The following is a 15,690-nucleotide window of genomic DNA, read 5'->3' as shown; positions in this document are numbered from 1 at the left end:
GGGTCACCCGGGGGGGGCCCCCGGGCGGCGGGCCCACCCCGTCTTTTATGTGCCCCCCCCCCCCCCCCCCGGGGGGGGGCGCGGGGGGCCCCCGGGGGGGGGGGGGGCCGCCCCCCCCCCACCCCCGGTGGGACCCGGCGCTCAGACCCGGGCGACCGCCACGCGGACCTTCCGGCCCTCGCCGACGACGCCCTCCGAGCCCTCGGCGACGTCCGCGTACCCGACCGAGTCCGCGAGCGTCTCCTCCCGCACGAACGCCTCGAACCGCCGCACCGCGCCGGCCACCTCCGACGGCACCTGCACCGTCAGCGAGATCCGGTCGGACACGTCGAGCCCGGCGTCCTTGCGGGCCTGCTGCACCACGCGCACCAGGTCCCGCGCGACGCCCTCGGCCGCCAGCTCCTCGGTCACCACCGTGTCCAGCACGACCAGGCCGCCGCTGTCGGGCAGCGCCGCCGTCGCGCCCTGGTCGGTGGCGACCAGCCGCTGCTCGTACTCCTCCGGGAACAGCTCGACCCCGGCGGCCACCACCCGGCCGTCGACCTCCTGCCAGTCACCGGCCTTCACGGCCTTGATGACCTTCTGCACGTCCGGCCCGAGCCGGGGCCCGGCGGCGCGGGCGTTGACCGCGAGCTGGAAGTGGCCGTGCGCGTCCACGTCCGTGGTCAGCTCGACCTCCTTGACGTTCACCTCGTCCCGCAGGACCTCGGTGAACGGCTCCAGCTGCGCCACGTCCGCCGCCGCGATCACCAGCTTCGCCAGCGGCAACCGCACCCGCAGCTTGTTGGACTTGCGCAGCGACAGCGCCGTGGACGCCACCTGCCGCACCTGGTCCATCGCGGCCACCAGGGCGTCGTCGGCGGGCAGGTCCGCGGCCACCGGGTAGTCGGCCAGGTGCACCGACCGGCCGCCGGTCAGCCCCCGCCACACCGACTCGGTGGTCAGCGGCAGCAGCGGCGCGGCCACCCGGCACACCACCTCCAGCACCGTGTGCAGCGTGTCGATCGCGTCCCGCTCGCCGGCCCAGAACCGGTCGCGCGAGCGCCGCACGTACCAGTTCGTCAGCACCTCCAGGAACTCCCGGATCGACGCGCACGCGCCCGAGACGTCGTAGGCGTCCAGCTGCGCGGTCACGCCGGCCACCAGGTCGTGCGCCTTCGCCAGCACGTACCGGTCCAGCACGTGCGCCGAGTCCGTCCGCCACGTCCCCTCGACCCCGTCCGCGTTGGCGTACAGGGCCAGGAAGTACCAGGAGTTCCACAACGGCAGCACGGCCTGGCGCACCGCGTCGCGGATGCCGCGCTCGGTCACCACCAGGTCGCCGCCGCGCAGGATCGGCGACGCCATCAGGAACCAGCGCATCGCGTCCGAGCCGTCCCGCTCGAACACCTCGTTCACGTCCGGGTAGTTCCGACGCGACTTGGACATCTTCTGCCCGTCGTCGCCCAGCACGATCCCGTGCGCCACGCAGTTGCGGAACGCCGGCCGGTCGAACAGCGCCGTGGCCAGCACGTGCATGGTGTAGAACCAGCCGCGCGTCTGGCCGTTGTACTCGACGATGAAGTCGCCCGGGTAGTGGTCCTCGAACCACTCGCGGTTCTCGAACGGGTAGTGCACCTGGGCGAACGACATCGAGCCGGACTCGAACCAGCAGTCCAGCACCTCGGGCACCCGCCGCATGGTCGACCGCCCGGTCGGGTCGTCCGGGTTCGGCCGGGTCAGGGTGTCGATCACCGGCCGGTGCAGGTCGGTCGGGCGCACGCCGAAGTCGCGCTCCAGCTCGTCCAGCGAGCCGTAGACGTCCACCCGCGGGTACGCCGGGTCGTCCGACACCCACACCGGGATCGGCGAGCCCCAGAACCGGTTGCGGGAGATGTTCCAGTCGCGGGCGTTCTCCAGCCACTTGCCGAACTGGCCGTCCCGGATGTGCTCGGGCACCCAGTTGATCTGCTGGTTCAGCTCGACCATCCGGTCCTTGAACCGCGTCACCGCCACGAACCACGACGAGACCGCGCGCTGGATGAGCGCGTTGTCGCACCGCCAGCAGTGCGGGTACGGGTGGTCGTAGGTCTCGTGGCGCAGCAGCAGGCCCGCTTCCCTCAGGTCACGGATGATCGGCTTGTTCGCCTCGAAGACCTGGAGCCCCTCGTACGGCGGCACCTCGGCGGTGAAGCGGCCGTGCGCGTCGACCGGCACGACGACCTCGATGCCCGCCGCGTCCGTGACGACCTTGTCCTCCTCGCCGAACGCGGGCGCGATGTGCACCACGCCCGTGCCGTCCTCGGTGGTGACGTAGTCGGCGGCCAGCACCTGGTGCGCGTTCTCCCGGCCGACGAAGAAGTCGAACGGCGGCGCGTACCGGCGCCCGACCAGGTCCGAGCCCTTGCAGCGGGCCACGACCGGCGGGTCCTCGCCCAGCTCGCGGGCGTACGCGCCGACCCGGGCCTCGGCGAGCAGGTAGCGCTCGCCGTTCGCCTCGACCGTCACGTAGTCGACGTCCGGGTGCACGGCGGCGGCGAGGTTGGACGGCAGCGTCCACGGCGTGGTGGTCCAGATCAGGGCCAGCTCGCCGGTCTCCAGGCGCAGGCCGACGGTCACCGCCGGGTCCTGCCGGTCCCGGTAGGTGTCGTCCATCTTGGTCTCGGTGTTGGACAGCGGCGTCTCGCAGCGCCAGCAGTACCAGAGCACCCGGAAGCCCTCGTAGACCAGGCCCTTGTCCCACAGGGTCTTGAAGGCCCACATGACGCTTTCCATGTAGTCCAGGTCGAGGGTCTTGTAGTCGTTGTCGAAGTCCACCCAGCGGGCCTGCCGGGTCACGTAGTCGCGCCACTGGTCGGTGTACCGGAGCACCGACGTGCGGCAGACCTCGTTGAACTTCTCGATCCCGAACGCCTCGATCTCGCTCTTGGACGAGAACCCGAGCTGCTTCTCCGCCTCCACCTCGGCGGGCAGGCCGTGGGTGTCCCAGCCGAACCGGCGCTCGACGTGCTTGCCCCGCATGGTCTGGTAGCGCGGGACGACGTCCTTGACGTAGCCGGTGAGCAGGTGACCGTAGTGCGGCAGGCCGTTGGCGAAGGGCGGGCCGTCGTAGAAGACGAACTCGTTCGCCCCGTTGTCCCCGGCCGGTCGGGCGTCGATCGACGCCTGGAACGTCCCGTCGGACTTCCAGAAGTCGAGCACGCCCTCCTCGAGGGCGGGGAAGGACGGCTGGGAGGGGACGGAACCCCCACCTGCCTTCGGGTAGGCCATCGTGCAGCTCCTCGCGTGCGTCCAACCGGCTCACGGGGACGACACGCCGGTCACGGCGCACCGCGGTACCACCCCGCTTGCCAGGGCACGAGGGCTCTGGCCACTCTTCGACGGCTGTGACGGGCCGCACCCGTCCGGTTCTACTGGGGCTCGCGCCCGTTCTTCCGGAGGCTCCCCGGTGATGGCCGGATCGACGCCGTGCTACCACCAAGGGTAGCCGAACCGCGCAAACCGGTATGCGCGGCGACTCCCGTGCGGCCCACTTCGGGCCTCGGGGTGCCGGGACCCGATCCATGACCGGTCGGCTAGTCCGGTTCCGACGCGGTGGCGGTCCGCTCGCGGTCCGCCAGACGTCCGTCCGGCCGGCACACCGCGCACGGCGTGAAGCCGAGCCGGCGGGCCTCGTCCACGGGCAGGCCCAGGGACGTGCGCCCGGCGAGCCAGGAGCAGTCGGCGAGGTGGTAGCGCGGGCGCTCGTCCAGCACGCGGACCTCGTCCGTGAGTTCGCTCACGACCAGCGCGTCGGCGGCGTCCACGTCTTCCTCGGCAGGCTCGGAAAGTGCCTGATCGGGTGGACTTCCGGCGGGTTCGTCCCCGGTGCCCTCCGACCCGGGTCGTCGATCACCACCGCTAACCTGGTGATCGACCACCGCGGTGCCGGCAGCCCCCGGGCCCGACCGGCGGCGGAGCCACCAGTCGAGCGCCAGGACCGCGGCAGCGGCGCCGCTCGCGCCCACGGACAACCACGCCCAGTGCGTCTGGGCCGTGGTCAGCGCGGGCACGAGCAGGCCGAGGGCTGCCAGCACCAACAGCAGGACTGCGTACAGCACGTGCAGCAGACTAGATCAGCGGCGCCGATCAGCCGGCCTCGGCGCGCGCGCCGAACGAGTACCCGCCCTGCTGGCGGCCGTCGGACGGCGCGGCGGGGCCGCGGTCCTGCAGGTCGCGCAGGGACGACTCGAGCATCGTCTTGAGCCGGGTGCGGTACTCGCGCTCGAAGGTCTGCAGCTTGTCGATCTGCTTCTCGAGCGTGTTCTTCTCCTGGGTGATGTTCCCCATCACCTCGGCGTGCTTGCGCTGCGCGTCGCGGTCGAGCGCGCTGGCCTTCTCGCGGGCCTGCCGCTCCAGCGTCTCGGCGCGGGTCCGCGCGTCGTTGAGCATGGTCTCGGCACGCGTGCGCGCCTCGTTGACCATCGTGTCGGCCTTGGCCCGCGCCTCGGACAACAGCTGCTCGGACTTCGTCCGGGCCTCCGACAGCATCCCGTCGGCCTCGGCCTTGGCCTCACCGGTGAGCCGGTCGGCCATCTCCTGGGCGAGGCCCAGGACCTTGGCCGCCTGCACGTGGTGGTCACCACCACCGCCGGGCGAGGTCTGCTCCAGCGCCGAGGGGGGCGGCACCGGCGCGAGCCTGCGGGGCTCGTCCACGACGCGGCTCGGGCCGACGCCTGCGGCGACCTTCGCCCTGGCGTCTTCGAGGTCGGCACGCGCGGTCTCGACCTGCTGGTCGAGCTGCTCGACCTGCTGGCGCAGGTCGTTGTTCTCCTCGATCAGGCGGGCCAGTTCGCCCTCAACCAGGTCGAGGAACGCGTCCACCTCGTCCTCGTTGTAGCCCCGCTTGCCAATCGGCGGCTTGCTGAACGCGACGTTGTGCACGTCCGCGGGGGTCAACGGCATCAGATCACCTCACGCACTCCTGGGCTGTGGAGATCCCTGGACCCTGTCCCCTCACAACGGCCTGGGATCGGCTACTCGCATCAGAATGATAACGACCAGCAACAGCACAATAATGGACAAGTCCAGACCGACGCCCCCGATCCGCACGGTCGGGATGATCCGACGCAGCAAGCGGACCGGGGGGTCGGTCACGGTGTAGACGGTCTCAAGCGCCACCGCCACCCCGCCCGCAGGCCGCCATCCCCTGGCGAAACTACGGACGAGCTCCACGACGACACGCGCCGTGAGCAGCAGCCAGAACGAGAACAACACGTAGTAGACCACGAGCCAGAGGGCATCCACGTGCTCAACTGTGCCACCAGTCAGCCCTGGCTGAGGAACCCGCCCTCCGCGAGCCTCCTGCGGTCCTCCGCCGTGACGTCGATGTTGGGCGGTGAGAGAAGGAACACCTTGTTGGTGACCTTGTCGATCGAGCCGCGCAGCGCGAAGGCCAGACCGGCCGCGAAGTCCACCAGCCGCTTGGCGTCCGCGTCGTCCATGTCGGTGAGGTTCATGATCACCGGTGTGCCGTCGCGGTAGTGCTCGCCGATGGTCCGCGCCTCGTTGTAGCTGCGCGGGTGCAGCGTGGTGATGCGGCCGAGCGGGGTGCTCGCGGGCTCCGCGGCGGGCCGCAGCCTGCTCGCGGGCTCGCGCTGCGGCTCCACGGCCAGCGCGCCGTGCGTCTCCGGGGTCCACGGCCGGCGCGACCGGGTGCCGCGCTCGGGCTCGTAGCCGTCGGTGTCGTCCAGCTCGGCGCGGTAGCCGTTGAAGGAACGGCGGCGCGCCGTGCGCTGCTCCGGGTACGGCTCGTAGTCGTCGGCGTCGGCGTACTCGGATCGGTACTCCGCGTAGCGACGGTCGTCGTCGTAGGCGGACGGGTCGTCGGCGTACTCGGCGGGAACCATCCCGAAGTAGGCCTTCAGCTTGTGAAACCCGCTCATGTACGAGCCCTTCCTCCGCCGAGATCCCTACCCGCAAGGACGTCGCGGTCGTCCCAGAGGTTCCGGACAGTTACGGCGAGGCTAGTCTCCGGCTGCCCAGCAACGCTGTTCCGACACGCACGCACGTGGATCCGTGCGCGATCGCATCCTCCAGGTCACCGCTCATCCCCGCCGAGATCACGGTGGCACCGGGATGATCGGCCCGCAAGCGGGTTACCGCTTCGTATAGAGCGGCAAACGCCTGCTGTGGAGACATCCCGAGGGGTGCGACGGTCATCACACCGCGCAGAACAAGTTCATCCGTTCGTGCTACGTGATCGGCCAATCGCGGAAGGTCACCGATGGGGTGCCCACCGCGGGCCTCGTCACCGTCGATGCTGACCTGGAGCAGGACCTCGACCGGCGCGGTGGCGGCCCTGGCGAGGGCGTCGGCGAGCCGGGCGGAGTCGACGGTGTCGACCCGGTCGGCCCAGCGCAGCACGGACTTCGCCTTGTTGCGCTGCAGCGAGCCGACCATGTGCCACCGGGCGGGCGCGCCCGGGCGCAGCTCGGCGAACTCGGCGGTCTTGCGGCTCGCCTCCTGGTCGCGGTTCTCGGCGAAGGCGGTGAGGCCGAGGTCGCTGAGGATCGCCACGTCCGACGCCGGGAAGGTCTTGGTGACGGCCAGCAGCTCGACCTCGTCGGTCGACCGCCCGGCTGCCGCGCAGGCGCGGTCGATGCGCTCCCTGACCTCGGCCAGCGACAGGGCCAGCTCGTCGTGGCGGTTCACGGTTCCACCCAGACGACGCCGGCGAGCCGCCCCGTGCCCGGGTCGCGGCGGTGGCTGAAGAGGGACTTCTCCTCGACCGTGCAGCGGGGGTCGACGCCGACCTTGCCGACGCCCGCGTCCGCGAGCTGCTGCCACAGGCCCGCGCGCAGGTCGAGGGCGGGCTTGCCGGAGCGGGTCTTGGAGGCGCTGCCCGGCAGGTGCCGCTCGACGTCGTCGCGCATGGCGGCGGGCACCTCGTAGCACTGGCCGCAGACGGCCGGGCCGAGGAGGGCCTCGACGCGGTCGGTGCGGGCGCCCAGCTCGGCCATGCGGTCCAGGGTGGCCGGGAGGACGCCGACGCGTGCGCCGACGCGTCCGGCGTGGACGGCGGCGACGACACCGGCTTCGGGGTCGCCGAGGAGCACCGGCACGCAGTCGGCGGTGAGGACGACGAGCGCGAGCCGTTCGGCGCGGGTCACCACGGCGTCCGTGGCCTCCAGCGGCCCGTCGACCGGCCCGTCCACGACGCCGACCGTGCGGCCGTGCACCTGTTCCATCCAGACGAGCCGTTCGGGCTCGAGCCCGATGCCGTCGGCGAGCCGCCGCCGGTTCGCCGCGACGGCCGCCGGGTCGTCACCGACGTGGTCGCCGAGGTTGAAGGAGTCGAACGGCCCTTGGGACACCCCACCCTCCCGGGTGGTCACCACACGACGGATGCGCACCCCACCAGCTTCCCAGACCGGGAGTCCAACCCCCAGCCCGCGTGAGTCCAACGCTCATGCCGCGAGAGTCCTACGTTCGGAGCACCTGAGTTCAACGCTCAGGACCCCCGAGCCCGGCCCTGGTGCCGGCTGAGCGGCATCTGAGCGTTGAACTCGGGGGTCCTGAACGTAGGACTCTCGCGTGCTGGACGTAGGACTCTCGCGGTCAGCGGCGCATGAAGGGGGGGACGTCCACCTCGTCGTCGGGGTCGTCGGTCACGGGGACGACGCGGCTCGGCAGCGAGCCGCTCGTGCCGCCCTGCGACAGGGACCGGGGGATCGTCGGCTGCGGGGTGCCGTAGGTCGGCTGGCCGCCCTGCACCGGCTGCTGCGGCACGGTCGGGCGCGGCGGCACGACCGGCTGCTCCACCTGCGCCACGGGCTGCGGCTGCTGCACCTGCGGCTGCTGGACGGGGGGCTGCTGCACCTGGGACTGCTGCACCTGCGCCACGGGCTGCGGGTCGTGGTTCACCTGACCCGCGACCGCCGGGGCCACCGGTGTGCCCCGCGCCGGGCTGGACAGCGCCTGCGGCTCCAGCTTCTTGTGCGTCGGCCCACCGCTGTCGAACCCGGCCGCGATCACCGTCACCCGCACCTCGTCGCCGAGCGAGTCGTCGATGACCGTACCGAAGATGATGTTCGCGTCGGGGTGCGCGGCCTCCTGCACCAGCGAGGCCGACTCGTTGATCTCGAACAACCCGAGGTCGCTGCCGCCGGCGATCGACAGCAGCACGCCGTGCGCACCCTCCATCGACGCCTCCAGCAGCGGCGAGTTGATCGCCTTCTGCGCGGCCGACACCGCCCGGCCCTCGCCGCGCGCCGAGCCGATGCCCATCAACGCGCTGCCCGCGCCGGACATGACCGACTTCACGTCGGCGAAGTCGAGGTTGATCAGACCCGGCGTGGTGATGAGGTCGGTGATGCCCTGCACACCGGACAGCAGCACCTCGTCCGCCGAGCGGAACGCGTCCATCAGCGAGACACCGATGTCACCGAGCTGCAGCAGCCGGTCGTTCGGGATCACGATGAGCGTGTCGCACTCGTTGCGCAGGGCCTGGATGCCCTCCTCGGCCTGCTTGGCGCGGCGCTTGCCCTCGAACGAGAACGGCCGCGTCACCACGCCGATGGTCAGCGCGCCGAGCTTGCGGGCGATCGAGGCGACCACGGGTGCGCCACCGGTGCCCGTGCCGCCGCCCTCACCGGCGGTCACGAACACCATGTCCGCGCCCTTGAGGACTTCCTCGATCTCCTCGCGGTGGTCTTCGGCGGCCTTGTGGCCGACTTCGGGGTTGGCGCCTGCGCCGAGGCCGCGGGTGAGTTCGCGGCCGATGTCGAGCTTCACGTCGGCATCCGACATGAGCAGCGCCTGGGCGTCGGTGTTCACCGCGATGAACTCGACGCCCTTGAGCCCGACCTCGATCATGCGGTTGACGGCGTTGACGCCGCCACCGCCGATGCCGACGACCTTTATCACCGCGAGGTAGTTGTGCGGGGGCGTCATCGGTCCGCCTTCCTGATCGTGTCCGTGCTCATGTGCTGGAGTGGATGACCACCGGTGTCACAGCCCGGACGGATCTCCACCCGGATTGAAACCCTCAACCAGAGGTTCAGAGTTATGTCAACCCCGTATGTTCCTGCTGGACGTTATGCATCGCGAATGCCTCGGTCCAGCAGCCACGCCGTGTTGTGTCCTGACCGGGTGAGCGGTCTCTACTCGCCGGTCACGCCGTCGAGCAGCTCCCGCACCGCGTCCAGGTGCCCTGCGTGCCGCCCCGTCTCCTCGATCAGGTGGATCAGCACCCAGCGCGCGGAAAGCCTGGTGTCACCGCGGGACACCACCTCGTGGTCGAGGTCGAGGCCCGCGACGAGTTCCCGACTCGCCGTGCACTGCGCAGCGTAGTCGGCCAGCAATCCGGAGATCGTCTCCCCCGGCTCGACGCGCCAGTCCGCGTCCGGGTCCTCGCGGGTGTACGGCACGCGCGAGGGCCGCCCGCCGAGGACCACCTCGAACCAGTAGTGCTCGACCCAGCGCAGGTGCTTGACCACCCCGGCGGCCGTCGTGAGCTGGGAAGGGAGCACCGAACGGCTCGCGGCCTCGTCGGACAGGCCCGCGCACTTGACCTCGATCGTGCCGCGCAGGTAGTCGAGGAAAGCGCACAAAAGCGTGCGCTCGTCACCGGTGTAGGGAACCGGTGGTCGGGTGTCCACCCGCGTCTCCGTCATGGTGTGAGTATTGCCGCACAATGCGCGCCGCACGACGCGTTTAAAACCCGGCAAGGCGTTCCGCGGCGCCTGGACGGCTAGGAGACGGTCGGCAACTCCGGGCTGGAGACGTCGAACACGCTGCCCTTGCGGGTCATCAGCACGGCGAGCACCGCGGCCTTGCGCGGGGTGTTCGCCGACGAACCCCAGCGGGCCTCGCGACCGCCGGTCAGGCCCAGCCGGATGTCCGACGGCGAGTCGGCCGTCACGACCAGCACGTCCTCGCGCAGCGCCCCGGGCAACTGCGTGAGCACGCTCACCGCCGGGGCCACCACGTCCGCCGGCACCTTCAGCTCCGGCATCCCCTCCGGCGGCTGCACGACGGTGGCGTAGTCCTTGCCCGTCACGTCGACCAGGTGCACCCCGCCGGAAGTCGTGATCACGGCCACCGGCTCCCGCTCGTCCACGGTCAGCCGCACGGTGCCGGGCACCGCCCGCTCCACCTCGACCCCCGCGACGCGCGGCAGCTCGCGGACCCGCGCGGCGATCGCGTCGACGTCCAGCTGCACCAACGGCGTGCCGGGCTCGATCGCGGCGGCCACGCGGACCTCGTCCGCGGTCAGGTCGGCGGTCCCGAGCACCTCGACCTCGCGCACGCCCAGCGCGGGGGTGAACCAGACCGTGCACACGACGATCGTCACCACGAGCATGCCGAGCACCGCGCCCACCCGGCGGCGGATCACCTTGCGCCGGTACAGGGCGGCGCGCGTGGGGCGGCGCGGCGGACGGCGACGCGCCGCCGGGCGGGCGGCGGGACCGGAACCCGCGCCCGCACGACGACGCGGCGCCTGCGTGCTCACGTCACGCCTCGCCCGGCGCGGCGCGGTCGACCGATGCGCTCATGCCCGGTCCAGCTCCCCGACGATCTCCGGCCCGAGCATGGTCACGTCGCCCGCGCCCATGGTCACCACCAGGTCGCCCTCCCCGACCATGCTCGCGACCAGCGCGGGCACCTTGTCGAACGACGGCTCGTAGACGACCTCGCCGACGTCCAGCGACACCAGGCCGGAGATCAGCGCGCCGCTGACACCCGGCTCCGGCTCCTCGCGCGCGCCGTAGACGTCGAGCACCACGACGGCGTCCGCCGTGCTGAGCGCCGCCGCGAACTCCTCGGCGAACAGCCGGGTCCGCGAGTACAGGTGCGGTTGGAACACGACGAGCAGCTTGCCCTCGCCCGCGACGGGGCGCGCGGCGGCGATCTGGGCGGCGACCTCGGTCGGGTGGTGCGCGTAGTCGTCGTAGACCCGCACTCCTCCGGCCTCGCCCTTGAACTCGAACCGCCGCCGGACGCCGCCGAACGCGGCCAGGCCGACCAGCACGCCCTCGCGGTCCGCGCCGAGTTCCAGCGCGGCGAGCAGCGCGGCGACGGCGTTGCCCGCCATGTGCTCGCCGGGCACGGCCACGCGCACGTCCAGCACCTCGTTGCCGTCCTCGCCGGCCAGCTCGACCCGGGCCACGCCACCGGAGTCGACGGGCCGGTAGTCCAGCAGCCGCGCGGAACCCGCGCCGGTGGCCGTGCGGCCGTAGGTCCGGACCCGGATGCCGAGCTTCGCGGCCCGCTCGGCCAGCGCCGCCGAGCCCGCGTCGTCCGCGCACGCGATCAGCACGCCCTCGGGCCGGATCCGCTCCAGGAACGAGTCGAACACCGCCACGTACGCGTCGACCGTGCCGTGGTGGTCGAGGTGGTCGGCCTCGACGTTGGTGACCACCGCCACCGAGGGCGCGAAGTACAGGAACGAGCCGTCGCTCTCGTCGGCCTCGGCGACGAAGACGCCGCCGGTGCCCTGGTGGGCGTTGGCACCGGACTCGTTGAGGTCGCCGCCGATCGCGAACGACGGGTCCATCCGGCAGTGCTGGAGGGCGACGGTGAGCATGGAGGTGGTCGACGTCTTGCCGTGCGTGCCGGCGACGCAGGCCACCCGGTGGTCGAGCATCAGCGCGGCCAGCGCCTCGGCGCGCCGCAGCACGACCGCGCCCCGCGCGCGGGCCGCGACCAGCTCGGGGTTGTCCTCGCGGATCGCGGTGGACACCACGACCGCCGTCGGGCCGCCGGGCAGCTGGTCGAGGTTCGCGCCGTCGTGGCCGATCGCGATGGCCGCGCCCTGCGCCCGCAGCGCGAGCACGGTGCGCGAGTCCTTGGCGTCGGAACCGGAGACCCGCGCGCCGCGGGCGAGGAGGATGCGGGCGATGCCGCTCATGCCGGCGCCGCCGATGCCGACGAGGTGGACCCGCTCCAGGACGTCGCTCACTTCTTGATCACCTCGAGCACCATGCGGGCCAGCACCTCGTCGGCCTCGCGGTGGCCGGTGCTCAGCGTGGCGGTGGTCATCGCGGCCAGGCGGTTGCGGTCGGACACCAGCGGCACGACGTTCGCCGAGATCCACTCGGGCGTGAGCTGCTCGTCGGGCACGAGCAGGCCGCCGCCCGCCGAGACGACGGGACCGGCGTTGAGCGCCTGCTCGCCGTTGCCGTGCGGCAGCGGCACGAACACCGCGGGCAGGCCCACGGCCGACACCTCCGCCACCGTCATCGCGCCGGACCGGCACAGCACCGCGTCCGCCGCCGCGTAGGCCAGGTCCATCCGGTCCAGGTACGGCACCGGCACGTACGGCGGCGCGCCCGGCACCGACTGCACCGCGACGGTGTTCTTGGGCCCGTGCGCGTGCAGCACCGCGATGCCGGCCTGGGCGAACGCGGGCGCGGCGCCGGACACCGCGTTGTTGATCGACCGCGCGCCCTGCGAACCGCCGAACACCAGCAGCGTCGGCGCGGTCGGGTGCAGGCCGAAGTGGGCGCGGGCCTGCTGCCGCAGTTCGGCGCGCTTGAGCGAGGTGATCGAGTAGCGCAGCGGGATGCCGATGATCTCGGCGTCGGTCAGGCCCGAGTCGGGCACGGCGGCGGCGACGCGCTCGGCGAACTTCGCGCCGACCTTGTTGGCCAGGCCCGCCTTGGCGTTGGCCTCGTGCACCACGATCGGCACCCGGCCGCGGGCGGCGAGGTACGCGGGCAGGGCGACGTAGCCGCCGAAGCCGACCACGACGTCCGCGCGCACCCGTTCCAGCACCTCACGGGTGTGCTTGACCGCGCCGCGCACCCGCAGCGGGAGCTTGAGCAGGTCCGCCGTCGGCTTGCGCGGCATCGGCACCGGCGGGATCAGCTCCAGCGGGTAGCCGCGTGCGGGCACGAGCCTGTTCTCCAGGCCGCGCTCCGTGCCGAGCGCCACCACCCGCGCGTCGGGCCGGAGCCGCATGACGGCGTCGGCCAGGGCCAGGGCGGGCTCGATGTGCCCGGCGGTGCCGCCTCCGGCGACCACCACGCACGGTCCGGCCTGCTGGGGAACCCCGGTCACGCACTTCCTCCTCGCGTCGATGTACCGCTCGCACCGGTACCGCTAACGCCCGTCACGCCGCCTGGACCGCACGTCCCGGTCCTGGCCGGCCTTCCGGGATTCGCGACGACGGTACTCCGACGGCGGAGCGTGACGGCCGGCCATCCTCCGCTCGTCCACGGGCGGCGGCGCGGCCTTGCGGCTGCGCGGCGGCGGCGAGGGCCGCACCGGACGGCGCTTCGGCGGCGGCTTGTAGACCTCGGGCGCGGGCAGCTTCAGCACGCCGCCGACCCGACCGGGGCCGAGGGACCGCAGCGCCGAGACCGCTTCGGGCTCGTGGCGGGCGCAGTTGGCGAGGATGCCGAACACGAACATCGTGGTGACGACCGACGTGCCGCCCGAGGAGATCATCGGCAGCGTGATGCCGGTGACCGGCAGCAACTGCACGACGTAGCCGATGTTGATCGCGGCCTGCGCGACCAGCCACACCGTCAGCGTCGCGGCCACCATGCGGATCCACGGGTCGGTGTTGCGCGCCGCGATCCGCAGCCCGACCACCGCGAGCAGGGCGAACAGGCCGAGCACCAGCAGGCAGCCGATGAAGCCCAGCTCCTCGCCGATCACGGCGAAGATGAAGTCGCTGTGCACGTTGGGCAGGTAACGCCACTTCGAGCTGCCGTTGGTGAGGCCCTTGCCGAAGAACCCGCCCTCCGCCAGCGCGTACAGCGCCTGGAGCGCCTGGAGGCCGGCACCCTGCGGGTCGGCCTCGGGGTTCAGGAAGGTCTGCACGCGTTGCAGCCGGTAGGCCGCGCCGAGCGCCAGCACCAGCGCGCCGGTCGCCGCGCCGATCGCGATGACGCCGAAGATCCGCATCGGCGCGCCGACGAACCACAGCAGGCTGATCAGCACGACACCGAGCGTGATCGTGCCGCCGAGGTCGGGTTGGAGCATCACCAGCGCGAAGACCAGCATCGCCACCGGCACGACCGGGACCAGCAGGTGCCGGTACTGGTCGAGCAGCGCCCGCTTGGTGACCAGGACGTGCGCGCCCCACAGCGCCAGGGCGAGCTTCGCCGGTTCGATCGGCTGGAACGAGATGGGGCCGACGGAGAACCACGACTGCGCGCCGCCCAGGACGGAGCCGAGCGGGGTCAGCACCAGGACGAGCAGGATGACGCAGACGAGCATCGCCATCGTGCTGCCGTGCCGGATCGCGCGCAGCGGCACGCGCAGGACGACTAGGAACACCACCGCGCCGACGCCGACGTACAGCAGTTGCTTCTTGAAGACGCTGTAGGCCGACGCGCCCTCCGCCACCTCGCCCGGCGCGGACGCCGAGAGCACCATGATCAGGCCGAGCACGGTCAGCATGCCGAAGACGGCGAGCAGCAGGTGGAAGTCCGCCAGCGGCCGGCCGAGCCACGCGGTCAACGAAGTCCGCACCGCGACCGCCCGCCCACCACGCCGTGGTGCACGTGGCGGTCGCTCCACCGGGGTCCGGTCCACCGCAGTCATGGGCACATCGTCTCCCGAGCACGGCGGCGACCGCCGACAATCGGGCGCGTGTCAGCGATATTTATCCCCGCTTGACGGCTTCGAGGAAGCTCCCCATCGCCCGACCGCCGAACCGCAGGACCGGACCGGTGGCGTTCTTGCTGTCCCGGACCCGGAACGCGTCAGCCGACGAGGCCACCTCGACGCAGTTCCCGGCTCCGTTGCTCCGGCTGCTCTTGCGCCACGTGGCCACCTCGACGCAGTTGCCGCCCGCGCCGTTGCTGCGACTGCTCTTGCGCCACTCCGACCACATCACGGCTCCCAGGACGAGCTAGAGATCAGCGATCACGCCCTTGACGAACTCGGCCGACTCCCGCACGGTGAGCGCGGTGGCCCTGAGGTGATCCAGGACCAGGCTATACCGCTCCAGGTCAGCGGCTTCGTCCAGATAGACGCCTCCGGTCAGGTTGTCCACGTAGACGATGCTCGGGTAACCGTGGAAGCGCAGCAGCGAGAACGCGGTGCCCATCGCCATGTGGAGCCCTTTGTCGAAGGGCAGCACCTGGATCACCACATTGGTCAGCAGTGACATGCCGAGCAGGCGCTCCAATTGCCGGCGGTCCACCTCTCGGTCTCCGGTGGTGCGCCGGAGGGCTGCCTCGTCCACGATCGCCCACACCGAGAGCGAACCGTCGGTGACCCGGTTCTGGCGCGTCTGCCGCAGTGCGACCTTCCGCTGGACCACTTCGTCGGGGACGTCCGGCGAATAGGCCCGGAGCACCATCGCCGCGTATTCCTCGGTTTGGAACAGACCGGGGATGAGGTCGATCTCGAAGGTGTTGATCATCGTGGCTTCCGATTCCAGCACCACGAAGTCCGAGAACCAGTCGACCAACCCGTCACCGAACACGTGCCAGCGACCACGCTGCTTGGCGATGCGGGCCAAGCGCTCCAGCCACGCCAGCTTGTCCTCGTCCGCGCCGTAGAGCCTGCCGAGCGCACGGGCATCCACAATGGACACCCCGCTGGCACCCGCCTCGATCCGACTGATCTTCGACTTGGAGAAGGCCAGCGCCTCCACCACGTCGTCGAAGTTCTTGCCGGCCTGTTCACGGAGTTGGATCAGCGCCTTGGCCAGCAGTCGCCTCCGGACACCAGGCCCGGTGTTGGCTTGCGTCATGCATTCAGGCTATC

Annotated in this window: 15 protein-coding genes; all 15 read right to left on the bottom strand. The window is 71.7% G+C overall.

The window, feature by feature from the left end:
* Nucleotides 1-141: 141 nt before the first annotated feature.
* Nucleotides 142-3,249 (bottom strand): isoleucine--tRNA ligase, encoded by a 3,108-nt coding sequence (ileS, locus tag ACIGNX_RS21015; RefSeq protein ID WP_396542336.1) that lies wholly within the window; start codon nucleotides 3,247-3,249, stop codon nucleotides 142-144.
* Between the two features lie 305 nt (nucleotides 3,250-3,554).
* Nucleotides 3,555-4,079 carry a hypothetical protein gene (locus tag ACIGNX_RS21010; RefSeq protein ID WP_396542335.1) on the bottom strand — a complete coding sequence of 175 codons (525 nt, stop codon included), beginning with the start codon at nucleotides 4,077-4,079 and terminating at the stop codon, nucleotides 3,555-3,557.
* A 28-nt stretch (nucleotides 4,080-4,107) separates the two neighbouring features.
* Nucleotides 4,108-4,923, bottom strand: a complete 816-nt coding sequence (locus ACIGNX_RS21005; RefSeq protein WP_073899667.1) for a DivIVA domain-containing protein — start codon at nucleotides 4,921-4,923, stop codon at nucleotides 4,108-4,110.
* Nucleotides 4,924-4,974: 51 nt separating this feature from the next.
* Nucleotides 4,975-5,265, bottom strand: coding sequence for a YggT family protein (locus tag ACIGNX_RS21000; protein ID WP_366196226.1), 291 nt, complete (start codon nucleotides 5,263-5,265; stop codon nucleotides 4,975-4,977).
* 20 nt (nucleotides 5,266-5,285) lie between these two features.
* Nucleotides 5,286-5,903: a cell division protein SepF gene (locus ACIGNX_RS20995; RefSeq protein ID WP_396542334.1), complete on the bottom strand. Its 618-nt coding sequence runs from the start codon at nucleotides 5,901-5,903 to the stop codon at nucleotides 5,286-5,288.
* Between the two features lie 70 nt (nucleotides 5,904-5,973).
* Nucleotides 5,974-6,672, bottom strand: coding sequence for a YggS family pyridoxal phosphate-dependent enzyme (locus tag ACIGNX_RS20990; protein ID WP_396542333.1), 699 nt, complete (start codon nucleotides 6,670-6,672; stop codon nucleotides 5,974-5,976).
* A complete protein-coding gene (gene pgeF, locus ACIGNX_RS20985; RefSeq protein WP_396542332.1) occupies nucleotides 6,669-7,373 on the bottom strand; it encodes a peptidoglycan editing factor PgeF in 705 nt (234 codons plus the stop codon). Before pgeF ends, ACIGNX_RS20990 begins: the two co-directional genes overlap by 4 nt.
* Nucleotides 7,374-7,578: 205 nt before the next feature.
* Entirely contained in the window at nucleotides 7,579-8,913 is a 1,335-nt protein-coding gene (ftsZ, locus tag ACIGNX_RS20980; protein ID WP_396542331.1) for a cell division protein FtsZ, read from the bottom strand.
* A gap of 209 nt (nucleotides 8,914-9,122) precedes the next feature.
* Nucleotides 9,123-9,635, bottom strand: coding sequence for a DinB family protein (locus tag ACIGNX_RS20975; RefSeq protein WP_396542330.1), 513 nt, complete (start codon nucleotides 9,633-9,635; stop codon nucleotides 9,123-9,125).
* A gap of 77 nt (nucleotides 9,636-9,712) precedes the next feature.
* Nucleotides 9,713-10,474, bottom strand: coding sequence for a cell division protein FtsQ/DivIB (locus ACIGNX_RS20970; RefSeq protein ID WP_396542329.1), 762 nt, complete (start codon nucleotides 10,472-10,474; stop codon nucleotides 9,713-9,715).
* A gap of 39 nt (nucleotides 10,475-10,513) precedes the next feature.
* Nucleotides 10,514-11,923 (bottom strand): UDP-N-acetylmuramate--L-alanine ligase, encoded by a 1,410-nt coding sequence (gene murC / locus ACIGNX_RS20965; RefSeq protein WP_396542328.1) that lies wholly within the window; start codon nucleotides 11,921-11,923, stop codon nucleotides 10,514-10,516.
* Nucleotides 11,920-13,023, bottom strand: a complete 1,104-nt coding sequence (gene murG / locus ACIGNX_RS20960; RefSeq protein WP_396542327.1) for an undecaprenyldiphospho-muramoylpentapeptide beta-N-acetylglucosaminyltransferase — start codon at nucleotides 13,021-13,023, stop codon at nucleotides 11,920-11,922. The genes murC and murG overlap by 4 nt, the downstream gene beginning before the upstream one ends.
* A gap of 42 nt (nucleotides 13,024-13,065) precedes the next feature.
* Nucleotides 13,066-14,517 carry a putative lipid II flippase FtsW gene (gene ftsW / locus ACIGNX_RS20955; protein ID WP_396542326.1) on the bottom strand — a complete coding sequence of 484 codons (1,452 nt, stop codon included), beginning with the start codon at nucleotides 14,515-14,517 and terminating at the stop codon, nucleotides 13,066-13,068.
* A gap of 61 nt (nucleotides 14,518-14,578) precedes the next feature.
* Nucleotides 14,579-14,809, bottom strand: a complete 231-nt coding sequence (locus ACIGNX_RS20950; RefSeq protein WP_396542325.1) for a DUF397 domain-containing protein — start codon at nucleotides 14,807-14,809, stop codon at nucleotides 14,579-14,581.
* A gap of 18 nt (nucleotides 14,810-14,827) precedes the next feature.
* A complete protein-coding gene (locus ACIGNX_RS20945) occupies nucleotides 14,828-15,676 on the bottom strand; it encodes a helix-turn-helix domain-containing protein (protein ID WP_396542324.1) in 849 nt (282 codons plus the stop codon).
* Nucleotides 15,677-15,690: the final 14 nt, after the last annotated feature.

Source organism: Actinosynnema sp. NPDC053489 (assembly GCF_044544865.1).
Lineage (GTDB): Bacteria > Actinomycetota > Actinomycetes > Mycobacteriales > Pseudonocardiaceae > Actinosynnema.
This window is presented reverse-complemented; position numbering and strand designations above follow the sequence as displayed.